At 35.5% G+C, this 18,547-nt stretch carries 11 protein-coding genes and 5 tRNA genes (1 of these 16 running past the window's edge); 1 reads left to right on the top strand and 15 read right to left on the bottom strand.

Translation table 11 applies throughout. The features are described 5' to 3' along the window. Window positions 1–10: 10 nt before the first annotated feature. The 5 genes from EHR_RS04690 to EHR_RS04670 form a co-directional block, all read right to left on the bottom strand. Window positions 11–241 carry a hypothetical protein gene (locus EHR_RS04690; protein ID WP_010720705.1) on the bottom strand — a complete coding sequence of 77 codons (231 nt, stop codon included), beginning with the start codon at window positions 239–241 and terminating at the stop codon, window positions 11–13. Between the two features lie 473 nt (window positions 242–714). Then, entirely contained in the window at window positions 715–2,460 is a 1,746-nt protein-coding gene (locus tag EHR_RS04685; RefSeq protein WP_010737214.1) for a VirD4-like conjugal transfer protein, CD1115 family, read from the bottom strand. A 46-nt stretch (window positions 2,461–2,506) separates the two neighbouring features. Next, on the bottom strand, window positions 2,507–7,084 hold the full coding sequence (locus EHR_RS04680) for a coiled-coil domain-containing protein (RefSeq protein ID WP_016249924.1): 4,578 nt from the start codon (window positions 7,082–7,084) through the stop codon (window positions 2,507–2,509). Between the two features lie 64 nt (window positions 7,085–7,148). Then, on the bottom strand, window positions 7,149–7,655 hold the full coding sequence (locus EHR_RS04675) for a hypothetical protein (protein WP_010737211.1): 507 nt from the start codon (window positions 7,653–7,655) through the stop codon (window positions 7,149–7,151). Between the two features lie 118 nt (window positions 7,656–7,773). Then, a complete protein-coding gene (locus EHR_RS04670) occupies window positions 7,774–9,195 on the bottom strand; it encodes an AcpB/EbpR/MafR family transcriptional regulator (RefSeq protein WP_010737210.1) in 1,422 nt (473 codons plus the stop codon). Between the two features lie 503 nt (window positions 9,196–9,698). Between EHR_RS04670 and EHR_RS04660 the strand changes: the two genes are divergently transcribed. After that, window positions 9,699–11,000: a helix-turn-helix domain-containing protein gene (locus EHR_RS04660; RefSeq protein ID WP_010737209.1), complete on the top strand. Its 1,302-nt coding sequence runs from the start codon at window positions 9,699–9,701 to the stop codon at window positions 10,998–11,000. Window positions 11,001–11,109: 109 nt separating this feature from the next. On the opposite strand, the gene gor is transcribed toward EHR_RS04660, so the two are convergent. From gor to EHR_RS04610, 10 genes are all read right to left on the bottom strand, one after another. After that, on the bottom strand, window positions 11,110–12,456 hold the full coding sequence (gene gor / locus EHR_RS04655) for a glutathione-disulfide reductase (protein WP_010737208.1): 1,347 nt from the start codon (window positions 12,454–12,456) through the stop codon (window positions 11,110–11,112). A 171-nt stretch (window positions 12,457–12,627) separates the two neighbouring features. Further along, window positions 12,628–13,869 carry a peptidase U32 family protein gene (locus EHR_RS04650; protein WP_010720714.1) on the bottom strand — a complete coding sequence of 414 codons (1,242 nt, stop codon included), beginning with the start codon at window positions 13,867–13,869 and terminating at the stop codon, window positions 12,628–12,630. A gap of 18 nt (window positions 13,870–13,887) precedes the next feature. Beyond that, window positions 13,888–14,811, bottom strand: a complete 924-nt coding sequence (locus tag EHR_RS04645; RefSeq protein ID WP_014834383.1) for a peptidase U32 family protein — start codon at window positions 14,809–14,811, stop codon at window positions 13,888–13,890. 190 nt (window positions 14,812–15,001) lie between these two features. Beyond that, window positions 15,002–17,482: an ATP-dependent Clp protease ATP-binding subunit gene (locus tag EHR_RS04640; RefSeq protein ID WP_010737206.1), complete on the bottom strand. Its 2,481-nt coding sequence runs from the start codon at window positions 17,480–17,482 to the stop codon at window positions 15,002–15,004. Between the two features lie 6 nt (window positions 17,483–17,488). Beyond that, window positions 17,489–17,959 (bottom strand): CtsR family transcriptional regulator, encoded by a 471-nt coding sequence (locus EHR_RS04635; protein ID WP_010737205.1) that lies wholly within the window; start codon window positions 17,957–17,959, stop codon window positions 17,489–17,491. 130 nt (window positions 17,960–18,089) lie between these two features. Then, a tRNA-Arg gene (locus tag EHR_RS04630) sits at window positions 18,090–18,163 on the bottom strand. 59 nt (window positions 18,164–18,222) lie between these two features. Next, window positions 18,223–18,296 (bottom strand) — tRNA-Pro (locus tag EHR_RS04625). Window positions 18,297–18,314: 18 nt separating this feature from the next. After that, window positions 18,315–18,388: transfer RNA gene (locus EHR_RS04620), tRNA-Arg, on the bottom strand. Window positions 18,389–18,398: 10 nt separating this feature from the next. After that, window positions 18,399–18,484, bottom strand: a tRNA-Leu gene (locus EHR_RS04615). A 16-nt stretch (window positions 18,485–18,500) separates the two neighbouring features. Then, window positions 18,501–18,547: transfer RNA gene (locus tag EHR_RS04610), tRNA-Gly, on the bottom strand; it runs 25 nt beyond the window's last position.

Raw genomic sequence — 18,547 nt, 5'->3', positions numbered from 1 at the left:
TTTCAGTGTATTATTGTAAAAGTGAAGAGAAATCAAATTGAGTTGCGAACCAGCCTGCAGCAACTAAAATCAATCCACCACCGACAATTTGCCAAATTCCTTGCTGTAATTGCGGACCATTTTTATCTTTTAATGCACCAGCTAAAATGACCGTTCCCCAAATTAGCCAAAGACCTCCACCTACTAAAGTGAAGTTTGATACTAAACTAAAAACTTTTTCTAATAAAGCTGCATCTTTCATTTAAACATTTCCCCTTTTTTGAGTTATTTATTATTTGTTACTACTTTTAGTATATGGTAATTTTTCAACCGATGTTTGCCAGTTATTTCTAAGTTGAGAAATTTTAGAAACTCCCTCTCTCAAATTTTATAATTGACTAATTTAGTCAATATATGTAAGAGGTCCTTATCAAAAAGCAGACTAGCTGAGAAGAATAGTTACTCTAAAAAATTTTAAAATTCGTTATTTTGGACACAATAGATTGATTCATCTACAAAACTTGGAACATCTATCCATTTTTTTCAAATAAATGCACAGCGCTTAAGAATTGATTCCTGAAAATAAGTCGAAAAATCAAAAATGCTCAAAATAACAAGAAGCTACTTTTGGATTCACCATGATTTCCGAGTGCCAGACAGTCCTTATATCATCTTCTACTAGTTTCACTCAGCATCATTGACAAGGATTAAATTCCTGATAATTACATATGTATGTTACGTAGTGGAAGGTGTAGAGAGATTACGTTCATACATATATGAGTCTGTCACATCCCCTAATTTTTTATAGTTTTTATGTTTGACAATGTCATATTTTTCAGACAGGAAAGGATTTGCTCCACGTATTTTTAAAATACATTGTTGCCCTTTCAAACTGGCTACTTCATCGGGGTCCATCAAATTACGCCCCAACTTTTGGAAACTTTCATTGAATGATCCATTTGAGCCTTTAGTGACACTGATATTTCTTTGTTCGATCGTTTCTTTACCTAAAAGTTTAGAAATATATTCATGCGTACTTTGTTCCATCCCACCTAAATATAAAAAGACGTCACTCGTACCGATGATGGTTTCCCAAGTGTCTTTATACAACGTTTTTAACTGACTAATATTTTGTAAGATCACATTTGTTGAGATTTCTCGACTTCGAATAACCGAAATAACTTTCTCAAAATCCGGAATTTGACCAATATTGGCAAATTCATCTAGAATACAGCGAACATGACATGGTAAGCGTCCTTTATAAATATTATCTGCTTTGTAGACCAGCATATCAAAGAGCTGTTGGTACATCATACTGGCTAAGAAGTTAAAACTGGTATCTGTATCTGGCAGTAAGATGTACAAAATCGTTTTCCGATCCCCAATAGTGTCCAATTCTAATGTATCTTTAGAGACCAAGTCTTTGATACTAGGAATATCAAACGGAGACAACCTTACCCCTAAACTAACTAAAATACTCTTGGTCGTCTTATCCCCTGATAGTTTGAAAATTTTATATTGCGCAACCGCGAAGTTTGTTGGATCTTTCTCTTCTAACTCATTGAACAGCACGTCTAAAGGACTGACGAATCCAGGAACATTTTCGTCAATATCTGCTAGACGTACCAATTCAATCACATTTCCTAATGTGCGATCTTCTTCAACGACTTCTTGGATCAAATAGCTAAAAATCGCCATTAATAAAGCAGTCTCTGCCTTTTCCCAGAAATCATCGCCACCTTTTTTATCAGGATTTGAAGTGTTTTTAATCAAATTATTTACGATTTTTAGAATATCGTCTTCCGTTCTTATGTATTTAAATGGATTGTAGTGATGGGTGTCACGCCGATTGATCAAATCAAAGACTTTGATATTGTAACCCGCTTCCTCAAACATTTTTCCTGTTTCCATCAATAACAATCCTTTGGAATCACTGACTACATAGGAAGAATGCATTTGCATCAGATTCGGTTTTACATAAAATCGCGTCTTACCACTACCGGCTCCTCCAACCACAACGACATTTTTGTTACGGTTAAAATTATCTTTACCAGTAATTTTCATTCGTCCTGACAGGGATAAACTCTCTGTTTTAGTCAATATGATATTAAAACTCTTTTTCTTCGCCAAAAATGGTTTGATATCTCGAAATTTCCCCCATTTTGCACTTCCATATTCTTCATTTGGGCGTACTTTTTTTTCATCAAACGTTTTGTATAATACTAGTAATCCATAAGAAAGAACAAAAGCGAACCCTCCCAGTAATGACTTTACGTTAAATGAGAATTGAAAGGAAAAACTAGCTATTTCATCAACTGCGTGAAGAAAAGATCTAGCTATTTTTTCCACAAATGTTACGGTTGTATTTTGATCAATCGTAAATAAAAAAAATGTACGATTCCCTATATACATTAATGTACTCACCACAACTACGTGGACTACCCATAAAACATATTGAGACTTTCTCAAGTGTTTGTTCATCCCTTTCGTTACTTAATTTGAATATAGCGTTTATGTGATATTATCCCTAACGTCCGTAGCCCTCCGATCGCTGGTGATCATTTTTACTGCTCAATGATGCTCGTCCACTAGATTGTTTTTCATTAGTTGGATTATTCAGCACTCTACTAACAGAATCCCTTAATCTTACTTTGTCAGTTTCTGTTTGTTTATTCAAAGTAGAAATGGAAGATACACTCGTCCGATTTAATTCTTGTTCTTTCGTTTTTTGGCTCGTCTGCGTTTTCTGTTTTTCAGCTGTTTGCTTTTCATTGTCTATCTGAGCCACTCGTGCTACTCGCGTATTAAAGTCAGGGGTAAGAGAGTGGTGCTGTCCTAGTTCTTGCACTTTAGTTGAGCGTTCGGTAAATAACTGTTCACGCTTCGCATTTTCTCGATTAGCTAATCGATTTTGCAGGGGTTTCAATAAGTATTTATCAGCAACCCACACACCTAGCAACGTAAAAAGGGCAGGAACTGCTATAGCTGCTACTGAAGCAATAAGTGTACCAGAAATCGCTGGAAGAGCTGCGGTTAACAGTAAAGGTAAGCCGAAAGTAGCTAACCCAACAAATAAGGCGACTCCAATTAACGTTTTCACTTTATTTCTCCATAAACGTTTGGCGAAATTGGTTGTCGTCATCAATGCCGCATTTTTTACTCGAGTAGCAAACGGCAACCGCTGTCCGTTAGCATCCAACCCTTTTTTCAGATTTTGGTTTTCTTCTGATGAACGCTTTTCAGAATGGGCAATATCGAATGTTTCTTTTATTTTCTTTCCGATTGGAACAAAGGTTTTAGCGTTAAGATTACTTAATTTTTCCTTACCAAATTTATATGGTCTAGCCACTACTTTACCGACTGGTTTTAAAGGTCGACCAATTGTTCTAGCTGTCGAGCGCACAGATTTTCCGATGGATTTAAAAGGTCTAGCAATTGTTTTTGAACCTTTTTCTAGCGCTGCCACTGTCTTAGGAAATCTCTCCTTAGCAAATCGTTGGACTCTCTTGGAAGTACGTGGAATGATTTTAGGTACGGCATTTACTAAACGTTGACCGACATAACTACCAATAATCACGCCTCTTAACCAGTTGACTACAGCGGATCCATGTAATAATTGTGTGCCAGTAGGCATTAGCGGAAGAGCGCCAGCCATCGCACTAAAAAACGCCATCGGTGCAACCCACAGTACTTGTCTTGCTAAAAACAAATAAAATGAAGGGCGGGTCAGCACCTGATACCATTTCTTTTTAAGATCTTTATAAGTAATTTCTTTTAACTCTTCGGCTTTTCCTTTCAATTCTGCCGTATCTTGCTTAACATTTTCGAGTTCCTTAGCTAGCACCTGAGGATCCTTTGGTTGTATCTCTTCTAAAAATTCAGCTAATTTTTTTTCATCGCCAAGAATTGTCTTTAGACCTTCACACAGTGTTTTATTTCTAGTAAGATCGATTTCTATCTTAGATCTTGCTGCTTTAGACTTCTTCGATTGATCAAGGAAAAAATTATTGTACGGTCCATATTTTTTTAATTCTTCATCGTGCTTTATCTTTTGTTCGACAAACGCGACCTGAGATCGTAATCTTTCTACGTATGCTAACTTTAGATCCTCAACCGAAACTGATTTTTTCACACTATCTGTTTCATCTAATGTACTGTTGACGTTTTCCGGCATAGAAGTTTGGTTCATGTCACCTTCTGATACTGAACGTATATCTGAAGAATCCTTTGGTAGTGGAACTTGATTTGTAAGATTATTTATTTCTGAATCGCTATTGGGTGTAGACGGTTGGTCTAAGGAATCTCCTGGTGTTAAAACTTGGTTTGTAAAACTGCTTAATTCTGGAAATTTATTGAGTTCAGCAGTTTGATTTGTAATTTCCTTTGATAAACTAACTTGACCATTAACATAACGCAATTTAACTCTTGGTATAAGAATTCGGTCAAATTGGTCAAAACTGTGACTTGGTATAGACTGTTCCGTCATTACTCCGGGAGCCGAATTTCTACGAACTAACTTGTCATGAGTCTTTAAATCTTGAGTTGTAGATAAGGATGATAGTACACGTTCTGAATTGCTTCGTCTTAAGTTTGAAGCAGGTGATTGGTCTAAGGAATCTCCTGGTGTTAGAACTCGGTTTGTAAAACTGCTTAATTCTGGAAATTTATTGAGTTCAGCAGTTTGATTTGTAAATTTCCTTGGTAAACTAACTTGACCATTAACATAACGCAATTTAACTCTTGGTATAAGAATTCGGTCAAATTGGTCAAAACTGTGACTTGGTATAGACTGTTCCGTCATTACTCCGGGAGCCGAATTTCTACGAACTAACTTGTCATGAGTCTTTAAATCTTGAGTTGTAGATAAGGATGATAGTACACGTTCTGAATTGGTTAAATTCCGTAACTTTCCAATGTAACGCAATGGAATATCATATTCAAACCTTTGAAATTTGTCAAATTGTGTATCATCAAATGGTTTTTTCTCTGGATCTAACTCAAAATCTGATAATTTTAAATGCCGTTCATGAAGACTGTCATCATACATGGGTGAAGATGTTTCTCGATCTTCTGAACGTAATGGAGATTCAGATGGCGTAGTGAGTTCTGGTGCACTATTTCGGCGACCTTTATCTGTTTGTTCTCTATGTACTTCATGTAATGTGTGACTAACTGATCTAGATCTTGCTATTCTATTTGGTCTACGCTCCTCTTGTTGGCTAAGTCCATGAATAAAATTTGCTTTAGGACCTTTCCGGAGCACGAGGGAGTCTTTTTCTTCTATATTAAATTTATTGATTAGATTTTTCACATGGCCAGGGACAGGTCTATCATTTGCCGAATCCTTTTCTGATACACTATTTGCGAGACTATTAGTAGCTTGAATTTCAGGCTTAGCTTGCTTTCGCAAATCGTCTTCTGATCGATTGAAAGAATTATTCGTTTGCTGCTTGTTTCCTTGTGGTAGATTACTTCCATTTTTATTAGGTGTTTTTACTGATACTGTTTGGTCGGGTTTTGACTCTCCATTCTTTTCAAACGTCGAAACTATTTCTGATACATTACTTAGGCGATTGATAGATTTAGTTTCAGGTTTTGCTTGATCTCGCAAAACGACTTCTGATTCATCGAGAGAATGATTCGTTTGCTGCTTATTTCCGTTTGGTTTAGACACTTCTTGTTGGCTATGTCCTTGAGCGAATGTTATTCTAGGACCTTTCTGGAGCTCGGGAGAGGTTTCTTTGTTGCTATTAAATTGTTTGATTATACTTTGCACATCGCCACTGACAGGTCTATTATTTGCCGAATCCTTTTCTGATGCACCATTTGGGAGACTATTAGTAGCTTGAATTTCAGGCTTAGCTTGTTTTCGCAAACCAACTTCTGATTCATCGAGAGAATGATTCGTTTGCTGCTCGTTCTCTTTTGATAGATTACTATTACTTAGGCGATTGATAGGTTCAGGTTTTACTTGTTCTCGTAAATCGTCTTCAGATCGATTGAAAGAATTATTCGTTTGCTGCTTGTTTCCTTGTGGTAGATTACTTCCATTTTTATTAGGTGTTTTTACTGATACTGTTTGGTCGGGTTTTGACTCTCCATTCTTTTCAAACGCTACAACCCTTTCTGATACATTCATTTGGTCTTGATTTTGTTCTAATACACTCCCCCTATCCTGTCTTTTTTTCCTCCTTATAGTAGCTGTCTCTACGAGAACTTTTTTCGCCTTGTCCTTTCTGTTTTCTACTTCCTCCCTCGTAATATCAACTGCAGTAGCTTTTGCATACATCTCTTCCAAAGTATCCGTTTTTATTATTTCAAAATTCTCAGTTCTCATGAATTCTTTAACAAGCTTCTTAATTTTATCAACAATCACAACATCTGTTATTGTTTGGCCTCTAACCTTATCTAGCGTATTTGGCGTATTTGACTTATTTAACGTCTCTTGAATCATTTTTTGATTTTTCTGACTAACATTATTTAATTCATTTAATTTTTTGTTACAATCTGCTACTTCGTTTCGTTTGTGCTGCTTAAGCCCAGTAAGTTCTTGTTTCGATTGACTGATCTGACTAGCTAATATTTCGGCCAGATCTTTATTCTCAAAGTACTTCGTTTTTTCATCTATTGCGATGGCTCCAAGATAATCATTACTTTCATGACTATTATTAGATAAAAAAACGTCCTTTGTTTCTAATTTTTCTATTGTGGCCTTATCCCTTTCATGCTTTACGATCTTCGTTTCTTGTTCCTTTTCTAATACATTAATTTTTTGTTGAAGTTGCTCCCCGCTGATTTTTCCCTCGGCGTGTTCGATTCTTGCTTCATACTCAGTTTTTTCACTTTGTAATTCAAACACTTTGCGATCCCCAGCCATCCGTTGAAGTACTTCAAATTTAAAGTCATCTAACATATCTTGCACTTTTAAAAGTGCAGTCTTTTCTCCATGATTCTCTTGGATTGACTTTTCACAAAGAGTAAAGACATTTTCTTTTTTGACAGAAAACGACGATGCTTCTTTGATAAACTCTGACTTTAAATTAGATTTATTTTGCCATTCACCGGTTTCGTTCTCCAATTTATTCTTTCTTACCAAGTAGTTCATTCCTCCTCCATCCTTCTTGGATCATTCTACTAGATCTATTCTAATTGCATAATAGCGCAATTTATTAAATCTGATGTGCAATTCCACTACGACCGTTGTTTATTTGGAAACCATTTGTTAGTCTATTTTTAGTATCTATACTGGTTTTTACTGCTCCCGTAGTGGCATCTTTCATACTCTTTTTGTCATCTACTTGTTTATCTGATACTCCCACAGGATTTTGTTGTTTCGCCACTGTCCAAATTGGTTGTAATTTTGAAACTTGTTTATCAATTGGTTGTAATTCTGGAACTTGTTCATCTTTAAGTAATGGGACCTTATCTGTTTCTTGGCTTAGGTCTTGTTTTTCTTTGGCCAATGCCTTTCTTTCTTGCCGTTTATTCCATTTTTTCTTAAGAACTTTATATCCTTTTCGAAGGTTAACCCCAGTCCATTTTACTGCTATCCAAAGCTTATCCCCAGTCCACTTCGCTACTTCCCAAGTCAATTTTAATAATTTCACAGTCAAAAATCCCAAGCCCCCAAATAGACAGCATAAAAGAAACAACATACTACGATCTTCAGAATCCATCACTTTTTCCTCCTTTAAATTTTTTATTTTTTGTTTATTTTAATCATACCTGACTTTCTAGCTGGCTCCATCCTATTTTTTCCAAAAATAAAAAAGATGGCACTCGTAAAAGTTGTCCTTAGGAAGAATATAAACACGCCTCAAAATTCGACCAAAAAATTGGCGTTGGCACTTTTGAAATTTTTAAAATATCCGCATTGATTCGTTCAAAATTCAGGGAGAGATCTGTTAGTATCAAGTCATATTGATTCAACACCTGGTAATCAATTGAAAAGACATCTTGTTCATAAATATCAATCTGCTTAAAAAAAGGATACTTGTTTAAAATAATATTTTTATAAAGTAAAGCGACACCAATTTCCTGTGTACTTAAAACCAGAATCGACTTTTCTTTCACTTGTGGTTCGATCATATGTACTAATTGATTGGAAGAAATAAGTAATTCCAAAAATAAGTCTTTATGTAATAATTCACTTTTTTCAATAAAGCTCAGTTCTGCAACCTCTAGCGAATGATGATACGCTTGCCAAATCTTAGGATTGTTTTGCATCACTTTTTGATAAAATATATCCGCATAACTGACTTTAAAGATCATTAATTCTTTATAAAAATTGATAAAGTCAGATAAGTAGTCGATGGTTCTTTTACTGACCGATCCTTCAATATTAAGTAAATAATAAAAATGAGTAAGAAAAGTTTCAATTTTCTTAGGCATGATTGTCTGGCGATTAGTATCTGTTGTAAAGAGCAAGCCGAAATAGGAACTTAAGACATTTGCTACATTATTTCTAGTTACATTAAACTTATATTTTTGACTCATCAACGTTGTAAAGACCGTATCTTTTTGAATTACTGTTAAAAGCTCAGTGACAACCATTTCTTTATTCTCCAACTCATCTTCCGGTACAAAGTGTTTGTGACCTATACGAATGATCGAAAGAAAAATGTAATACACCGAATAAATAATTTTAGGAGCACTAGCCGTTTTATTTTGTGCTTTGAGACACCTACGTATTAATTGATAGATAGAATCAAAATAAGCAAACTCTTGTATTCGATACATCTCTTTAAACATGCATGCAAATAAACGTCTAATTTCCGTTTCATTGCCAACTACCATTAATTTTGCTTGTAAATCGATCTGAATATTTATGGTCTCTGTATAAAAATAATTGTTTATTTTTGACACAATCCTGCGAATACTTGTTTTACTCAAAAATAAAGATTGAGAAATTTCAGTTAGTGTTGGTTCGTATATGACTATGTATTTTAGTATTTTGACATTAATTGAATTATTCAGTATTTTTACAAAAATATCATCTAAATTGACATTGTTCGGTATCGTCAAACTCACTTCTTTGTGATTATTTACCTCAATATGAACAGGAAAATAGGAATCATTGAAGTGTTCAATATCAGCAATTAGTGTTTTATCGGTAATTGTCAGCTTCCTTGCTAGTTTGTTAAGATTGGAAGACCTAGTATTTAACAAATAAAGTAAGGTAACTTGCCTTTCTAATTGCTTTTCAAGTAACCCCATAAGTACAAAACTCCCTTCTATTAAACATCATGTAAGAGTATCGTACAGTCAATTCCTTTAATTTCCCGTATGTTTTTTTCTAGTTTTAGAAATTTAAGTTCTCAAAAATATTTGAATTGTGTTAAAATATAAAATTTAAAAATCCAATCATATAGAATATATCTATTCCATTTTTTAAATAACAATAACTAAATACAATAATAACCAATGTAACAAATAACCATTAACGATTTACTATAAAGTTAATAAAAAACAAGTATAGAAATTTATAAAAAAACACTAACATAACAAAAATATATGATAAAATAATTTATATACCATAAGAGAAAGGTGGGAGGAAGCGATTTCTAAGATTTTGAAATCCAAAATGATGATGAAAGAACTTAATATACTGGAAAAAACTTCAGAAAGACAAGTCAAGTTAGCATTACTTCTGGGTATGTCATCAATTGAGTGCAACACGCTAACAAAGCAATTAAATGTGACAAAAAAAACATTATTAAGTGACATTGTTTTTTTTTAACCACACCTATTCACCTGTTGTCGTTAAAATTGATCAGTATCAAATCATAACATTAAAAATGCCTAATGATATGAATCTGGAAGACTTAATCAAAAAAATACTAAATCATTCTACGAACGTTCAAATCTTAAAAACGATTTTTATTAATGAACCTGTTTTGTCAAAACTCGCTGAAACATTATTTTTAAGTGAAACCAGTATTCGGCGAATTATTTTTAAAATCAATGAATATTTTTCTGAAAGAAACTGGCCAATCATGATCAAAGTTGCTTATCAGTTACAAATTACAGGTGACGAAAGTTTTATACGGCATTTTTTTTGTAGCATGTTTCGTGAAATTTATACCCCGCAGCAACTACCACATTTTGACTATATATTTGACTTGTTACAACGTTATCATAATAAAAACCATACGTTTTCTTCAGTAAGTACATATAAGTTAATTTTAAATAGTTACTATTTTTATACGTCCATTATTCGTATCGGACAACGACACATAATTGATTACCCTTTAAAAAAAGAAACCGAAAGTGAACGATTATTTTTTGACTTATTGACAAAAAGTACCGTTCTTTGTTCGATCATTGAAAAGAAATATAATTTTAGTATTACAAAGTCAAATGTCCATAACCTATTAAGTTCATATAGTCATTTATATTTTTTTAATTCAAAAAATGATGAATTAATGGAGCAAAAGAAATTACAAAATTTAGTTCATAGTTTTTATCGTTATATGGGCATAGATATTACCTTATCTCCTAACGACATACAAAGACTAAATGACTTTATCCATTTTAATGAACGATTGCAATCCTTTAAGACGACATACATAGATCTTTTATCACAAACATTTATCAAAGAATCAGAAAAACTATTATCAGCTTATGAAAATTCAATCGAACAAGCCGGTTTGACTGAAATCAAAGAAAACCAATTACTTTATGAAGAATTATTTTTAGAACTGATTACATTATCTCCACAATTATTATCAACACTCCTTCCTTATAAAAAACATTTATCCATCGTCATTGTTTCTTATCAGGAAGAACGGATTTTGTCTTTCTATAAACAACTGCTGTTAAAAAAATTTCCGTCGTTATATAAAATTGATATGTATCAAGAAAATATTTTCTCTGTTGATTATGTGAAAATCAATCAATATGACCTAATTTTAACTGATATCGAGCTAAATCAAACAAAGATCTCGACTAATATGTTAAAAATATCAAAAATTCTCACTTCTGCTTTTTGGAGCAACCTAAAAGAACTTCTTTATGCATAAGGGAGTTACATCATTGCTCGTTTAACATCGGTATCACAGCATAAAAATATAGTGCGAGTCCAAAGTTAGTCTAAAAACTAACTTTGGACTCGCACTATAGTTATACTTTCTATCGCATAGTAACAAACTCTTCTGCACCAGTTGGATGGATAGCGACCGTATCATCAAAATCTGCTTTTGTCGCGCCCATTTTAATTGCAACAGCAAAGCCTTGTAACATTTCATCGACACCAATACCAATTGCATGTAAGCCAATGATTTTTTCTTCTTCTCCTACGCAAATCAATTTCATCTCACATTTTTGTCGATAGTCATTCAATGCAAAATACATAGGTGTAAATCGTGAACGATAAACTTTGATCTGATCACTTCCATAGGTAGCCAATGCTTCATCTTCTGTTACACCGATCGTTGCAATCGGTGGATGGGTAAATACAACTGTTGGTACTAAGTGATAGTCTAGATAAGAATTTTCTTTCCCATTGAATAGCCGTTCAGATAAACGTCGACCTGCAGCAATTGCCACTGGTGTCAAATCAATTTTACCGATCACATCTCCCACCGCAAAAATATGTGGATCTGTGGTATTTTGATATTTATCAACTTTTATAAAACCACGTTCATCTAATTTTACTTGGGTATTTTCTAATCCTAATTGATCGGTATTAGGCACTCGACCACCTGCGAACAATACACAATCACCAGAGAGTCGTTCACCATTTTCAAATACAACTGTATACTCATTGTCGTTTTTGATGATTTCTTTAGCTATATGTCCAGCGTAAGTTTTGATCCCAGCTTCTTGATACATCTCAACTAAGTTATCAGATAGCATTTTATCAAAAGTTCGTAATGGACGTTCTTTTCGATACGCCCACATTACCTCACTACCTAGCCCGTGTAAAACACCAGAAAGTTCTGCGGCAATATAACCTGCTCCTAAAACAATTGTCCGTTTTGGCAATTCTGTCATCTCAAAGAAGCCATTTGAATCAATTGCATATTCGCCACCAGGGATCGTCATTTTGCTAGGCTTACCACCAGTTGCAATCAGAATTTTTGTTGCTTGATAGGTTTCCCCATTTACTTCCACGGTTTGACTGTCTATAAAGGTAGCATATCCTTTAATTGCATCCACTTGATTACTATCCAAGCCACGTTGATACGCACCATGTAAAAAGTCAATATATTTCTCACGCTTTTCAACTAACTCTCTAAAATCTACTTTTTTTACATCTGCTTGGATCCCATAACTTGAAGCATCTCGTTCCATTGTTTCTAGGATCGTGCTGGCTTGCCACATTACCTTTTTGGGTACACAACCAACATTCACACAAGTCCCACCAAGTTCATTTCCTTCAATTAATAAAACTTTTGCACCGTGCATTCCGGCACGATTCGCAGAGGCGATCCCTCCAGAACCACCACCGATAACTATATAATCATACGTTTTCATGCTATGCCTCCTAATTTAAGAAGATGCTTGCTTTTCTTCTTACTTTGGATAAATTTTCAAGAAAAATTTCTTCTCTACTCTTTTTATCCTTACAAAAAATAAGTTTAACACGTTTAAACAGATAATATAACTTTGATGCTTTATTTTTATTGGATTGATTAGCGTATGCTTTTATTTTCTTTTCCGAATCATATCTCCTGGTTTTACAGGTTGTGTCACTGGCATAGTTAAAATCATCATCGGATTTGGTGCCCGGTCAATGGATTCATCTTCTTCATTGTACATTACCTCAACCGTTTGGCTAAAATGAGTGAATCCTGGACCATAAAATTCGATCTCATCTCCCACAGAAAATAGATTTCGTTGACGGATCGTTGCAATTTTGGTTTTTTCATCATAAGACATTACTTCACCTACAAATTTATAAACAGGGATCTTACGACGTTCCCCAAATAATTGTTCATTTTCTGTTGGTGTATTGTAATAAAATCCTGTAGCAAGTTCCCGTTGTGCCACTTTCCATAACTCATCAATCCACTCTTGCTTGCAGACATAATTTTCAGGGTCTTCCATATAACTGTCGACCGCAGCTTTATAAACATTAGAAACTGTAGAGACATAGTGGATTGATTTCATTCTTCCTTCAATCTTAAAGCTATCTACCCCATTTTCAATCAATTCCGGGATATGCTCGATCATCGACATATCTACTGCACTCATTGAAAATTCTTCTTCTATTTCGCCGTTTTCTGTCAGATGATTTCTTTCTTGGCCAAAAGGCATATCAAATAATCCATATTTCCAACGACAAGATTGTGAACAGCCCCCACGATTAGCATCACGCATTGACATGTGATTAGATAAGGTACAACGGCCAGAATAAGAAATACACATCGCACCATGGATAAAGGCTTCAATTTCCACATCCGTATTTTTACGAATCTCAGCCACTTCTTCCATAGAAACTTCACGAGCTAAAACGACACGCTCTAATCCTTCTTCTTTCCAAAATTCAAGAGTTTCAAAGTTAGTGGCAGATGCTTGTGTCGATAAATGGATCGGTAAGCCCGGTGCTTCTGTCGCACATATTTCAATCAGCGCTGGATCTGAAACAATTACGGCAGAAATTCCGACATCACGTAATTGACGGAAAAATTCTCCAGCACCTTCTTCATTTCCTTCATGTGTCACCATATTTGCAGCAACATATACTTTTGCGTTATGTGCTTTTGCAAAAGCTACGCCTTCAGCCATCTCTTCATAGGTAAAGTTACCTGCGCGACTTCTTAGTCCATAAGCATTTCCGCCAATATAGACTGCATCTGCGCCATAATGAATCGCTGTCTTTAATTTTTCAAGTGTCCCAGCTGGAGCTAAGACTTCGGGTCGTTTCAATTTTCTTTTTGTTGTCATTTTTTCTCGTCATACTCCTTACTTGATGGCTTCAGGATCAATATAGAAGAAGCCAGTATCTAATTCACGATTTTGAGGATGTAATTCACTTATCTTTTTGCTTAATATTTCAGCACTTTCCTCATTCCAAGTACCTGCAAGGATTTGTTCTTTCGCTTCCACAAATGCTTTGGTAATTTTTACAAAATTTTCTCCTGGGGTAAATAAACCATCAAGTTTCCATGTACGGAACTGATGTTGATACAATAACCCTAATTCTTTTGACAGGTTGATGTCATTGCTGGCAAAAATATGGGTCCCATGAGTGTCTTCATAGATGGAATAATGTGTGTCGTCTTTCTTAGGTTCTGAAATAAACAATCCCCGATCACGATCTACTCGCTCTTCTTGTTTGGTAAAATGATAATAATTTTGCAATAAAGGACGTTTTGATTGATGAATGCAAGTAGCACCATACACTAGAATTTCTACCGGAACATTTAGTTTTTCTTCCATGGCTTTCATTTCTTCAAAAGGAACTTCTCTAGCTAAAACAGCTCCAACAGCTCCTCTTTTCGCCCAAAAATTGATTTGTCTAGCACTAGTAACTAACGTTTCTGCATCAAAAATGTAGGGAATACGCCATTCTGGATGTTTCTTCATGGTATATATGATACCTGTATCACCTACTGTCAGTTGATCTACCCCAATTTCTTTCAGGAATTGTAGATATTCAGGTACTTTTTTCATTTTTTCAGGATGAATAATCCCATTCATCGCAATATTTACTTTTTTACCATATGTGTGCGCCAATTCAACTAATTGACGTTGTTCTTCTCTTGTAAACGACGCAGGTAATCGCAAACCAAATAGTTCCTCGCCAAAATACAAAGTATCTGTTCCTGCTTCAAGTAATTCTTTTGCTTGTTCAAAAGTTTCTACCGTAGTTATGATTTCGATCATCATTTCCTCCTCCTACAACTCCATAATAGTAGCATAGCTTAAAAAAGTTGCCAACACTTCTTACATTTATTGGTGGATTTTTGAATTTAAATTCACAAGAAAAAAGTAAAAAAATAAAAAAGTGAGAGCCTTTTGCCCATAACCTTCAATCGTTATGTGGAACAAAATTCTCTCACTTCTTTTTTAACTCCTATGATTCAACTACATACTTTTTTGGAAGACGTACATTCAAAGTGATTTTTCCTTTGGAGGCTCCCACTGTCACTTGATCGCCTAAATGGATTTCTCCACCTAATAATGCTTCACTTAAACGATCTTCTATTTCTTTTTGCAACGCTCTTCGTATTGGACGAGCGCCATATTCAGGATCAAAACCAGCTTTTCCGATCACATCTATTGCTGCCGGAGTGATCTTCACTTGGATATCCTGTTCTTTCAAACGTTTGACGATTGCTCGACTCATAATTTGAACAATGGAATGGATTTCATCCTTGCTTAATGAATGGAAGACAACTGTTTCATCTATCCGGTTCAAGAACTCTGGACGGAATGTTTTCTTTAATTCTTCTAAAATACGCTTTTGCATGGCTTTATGATCTTTGGTAATGTCTTGGACATTGAAGCCAACGTTTTTTTCTTCTCGAATTTGGGTTGCACCAATATTGGAAGTCATAATCATGATCGTATTTCTAAAATCAACTTTCCGACCTTTAGAGTCTGTTAAATGGCCATCGTCTAGTACTTGTAATAACAGATTAAATACATCTGGATGGGCTTTTTCTACTTCATCTAATAAGATGACAGAGTAGGGCTTTTGTCGAATTTTTTCTGTTAATTGTCCACCTTCATCATACCCAACATAGCCCGGAGGTGACCCAATCAACCGACTCGTGCTGTATTTTTCCATAAATTCAGACATATCAACCCGAATCAAGGAATTCTCGTCCCCAAACATCACTTCCGATAAAGCTTTGGCAAGTTCCGTTTTACCAACTCCTGTAGGTCCTAAGAACATAAAGGAGCCAATTGGTCGATTTGGATCTTTTAACCCACTACGAGCCCGACGAATTGCTCTTGATACTGCTTTGACTGCTTCATCTTGTCCAACAACACGTTCATGTAAAAGTGCTTCTAATTCCAATAAACGCTGACTTTCTTTCTTTTCCAGTTGTTGTAATGGAACACCTGTCCATTCAGAAACGACTGTGGCTACATCTTCTTCAGTCACACGATCAGCATAACCATTTTCCTGCTTTTCTTCTAGTATCAATAGTTTTACTAATTTTTTGTGTAATGCTTTTTCTTGTCTTCGCAATTGTGCTGCTATTTCAAAGTCTTGTTTTTGGATTGCTCGTTCTTTTTCTTTGACTAATTGTTCGATTTCCAACTTAATTACTGTAGATTCCGAAAGATCATCTGTTTTATCTAAGCGTACCTTAGCAGCTGACTCATCAATCAAATCGATTGCTTTGTCAGGTAATTGACGAGAAGTGATATAGCGTACCGAAAGATGAACCGCAGCTCTTATCGCATCATCAGTGATTTCTACACCATGATGCTCTTCATATCTTGAACGAAGACCACGTAAAATCTCTTCTGCTTCTTCAGGTGTCGGTTCATCTACTTGAATTCGAGCAAAGCGTCGTTCAAGGGCAGAATCTTTTTCAATGTACTTTTGATATTCATCTAACGTTGTAGCACCAATCGTCTGTAATTCTCCACGAGCTAAAGCAGGTTTCAAAATATTAGATGCATCAATTGCCCCTTCTGCACCACCGGCACCAATCAAGGTATGCAACTCATCAATAAATAAAATGACTTGACCGTCGTTATAGATTTCGTCAATCACCTTTTTCATACGGTCTTCAAATTCTCCACGGTATTTTGTTCCCGCTACTAAAGACCCCATGTCTAACATCATCAAGCGTTTTTCTTGCATCTCTTCAGGAACTTCACCCATCACGATTTTTTGGGCTAAACCTTCAGCAATCGCTGTCTTACCAACACCAGGTTCCCCTACTAATACAGGATTGTTTTTAGTTCGGCGACTAAGTATTTGAATCAAGCGTTTTACTTCTCTTGAACGCCCAACAACTGGGTCAAGTTTTCCGTCTCTCGCTAACTTCGTCAAATCTCTTGCTAAAGAATCTAACGTTGGAGTACCTTTTACCATTTGACGCTTTTCTTGTGGGTTTTTACGACGGATACTATTATTACGGCTATCATTTTTTATGCCCATTTTTTGTTTCAAAGATTGTCGGACTTTCGTTAAACTGATTCCCAAATTGATCATCATCCGAGTAGCCATGATACTTTCATCTCTTAGCATACTCAACAAGATATGTTCCGTTCCCACTTTTTGAGCACCCATTTTTCTTACTTCACTATTTGCCAATGCAAAAATTTGTTTCATGCGTGGCGAATAAGGTAAAAAGGTTCCTTGAGGATATGAAGTCATTGTACCGTAGCCAATCAAATGCTCAATCTCTTCGTAGATGTCTGTTTCAGTTAATCCAACTTCACGTAGTACTTTCCCAGCAATTCCATTCGGTTCAATAACCAATGACAACAAAATATGCTCAGAACTAACAGACTGATGCTTAAACTTTTTTGCTTCATCTTGTGCAATTTCTAATACTAATTGTGCTCTTTGCGTAAAAAGTTCTTCCATTCATCTTCACTTCCCATCTTCATAGCTTAATCGTTCAAGAAATGCTCGAAGAATTCGAGCACGAACATAATCTTCTAGCCCACCCTCTACATTCAGTGTATTTTTGGCAATTGCGCTCAGCATTAAATTGCCTTCTTTTTTAGTAACAATTTGGTCCTCATATAATTTTTGGATGATTGCAAAAGCATTTTTTTCACTAATCGTTTCATTGAATAGCTGATTCACTTGTTCCAACATATGCCTTTTATCAGAAATTCTTACTTTGGCAATCCGTATGTAGCCACCACCGCCACGTTTACTCTCAACCAAATAACCTCGCTGAATCGTAAAACGAGTATTAATCACATAATTAATTTGAGAAGGTACACAATTAAAGAGGTCGGCCAGTTCAATCCTGCGAATCTCAATCATTTCATTTTTTTCTAAAAACTTTTTTATATATGATTCAATTAAATCCGAGGTATTCTGATGCGCCATCTTACTCATTCCTTTGACTAATATTGACCTTAATTATAGCGAATTTAATATCAGAAAGAAAGAAGAAAGACTTTTCCCTTAGAAATCATTAAAAATATAAAAAAATACGGAATGCAGGATTCCGTATTAACGCGCCCAAGAGGAGTCGAACCCCTAACCTTTTGATCCGTAGTCAAACACTCTATCCAATTGAGCTATGGGCGCATATTCAGTTCATTTAAATTATAAAATACATTTCTATAAAAATCAATAAAAATAAAAAATCGGGAAGACAGGATTCGAACCTGCGACCCCTTGGTCCCAAACCAAGTGCTCTACCAAGCTGAGCTACTTCCCGAAAATATAAAAAAGACTACGCGCCCAAGAGGAGTCGAACCCCTAACCTTTTGATCCGTAGTCAAACACTCTATCCAGTTGAGCTATGGGCGCATATTTGTAATGCCGAGGACCGGAATCGAACCGGTACGGTGATCACTCACCGCAGGATTTTAAGTCCTGTGCGTCTGCCAGTTCCGCCACCCCGGCGTTGTTACTTTGGCAAAGCGGAAAACGGGGTTCGAACCCGCGACCCCCACCTTGGCAAGGTGG

It is taken from the genome of Enterococcus hirae ATCC 9790, assembly GCF_000271405.2.
Taxonomy (GTDB): domain Bacteria; phylum Bacillota; class Bacilli; order Lactobacillales; family Enterococcaceae; genus Enterococcus_B; species Enterococcus_B hirae.
This window is presented reverse-complemented; position numbering and strand designations above follow the sequence as displayed.

Excerpts from the sequence above, each read along its gene's own strand:
- EHR_RS04690 (WP_010720705.1), bottom strand. The coding sequence starts at position 241 with ATGAAAGATGCAGCTTTATTAGAAAAAGTTTTTAGTTTAGTATCAAAC.
- EHR_RS04685 (WP_010737214.1), bottom strand. The coding sequence starts at position 2,460 with ATGAACAAACACTTGAGAAAGTCTCAATATGTTTTATGGGTAGTCCAC.
- EHR_RS04680 (WP_016249924.1), bottom strand. The coding sequence starts at position 7,084 with ATGAACTACTTGGTAAGAAAGAATAAATTGGAGAACGAAACCGGTGAA.
- EHR_RS04675 (WP_010737211.1), bottom strand. The coding sequence starts at position 7,655 with ATGGATTCTGAAGATCGTAGTATGTTGTTTCTTTTATGCTGTCTATTT.
- EHR_RS04670 (WP_010737210.1), bottom strand. The coding sequence starts at position 9,195 with ATGGGGTTACTTGAAAAGCAATTAGAAAGGCAAGTTACCTTACTTTAT.
- gor (WP_010737208.1), bottom strand. The coding sequence starts at position 12,456 with ATGAAAACGTATGATTATATAGTTATCGGTGGTGGTTCTGGAGGGATC.
- EHR_RS04650 (WP_010720714.1), bottom strand. The coding sequence starts at position 13,869 with ATGACAACAAAAAGAAAATTGAAACGACCCGAAGTCTTAGCTCCAGCT.
- EHR_RS04645 (WP_014834383.1), bottom strand. The coding sequence starts at position 14,811 with ATGATCGAAATCATAACTACGGTAGAAACTTTTGAACAAGCAAAAGAA.
- EHR_RS04640 (WP_010737206.1), bottom strand. The coding sequence starts at position 17,482 with ATGGAAGAACTTTTTACGCAAAGAGCACAATTAGTATTAGAAATTGCA.
- EHR_RS04635 (WP_010737205.1), bottom strand. The coding sequence starts at position 17,959 with ATGGCGCATCAGAATACCTCGGATTTAATTGAATCATATATAAAAAAG.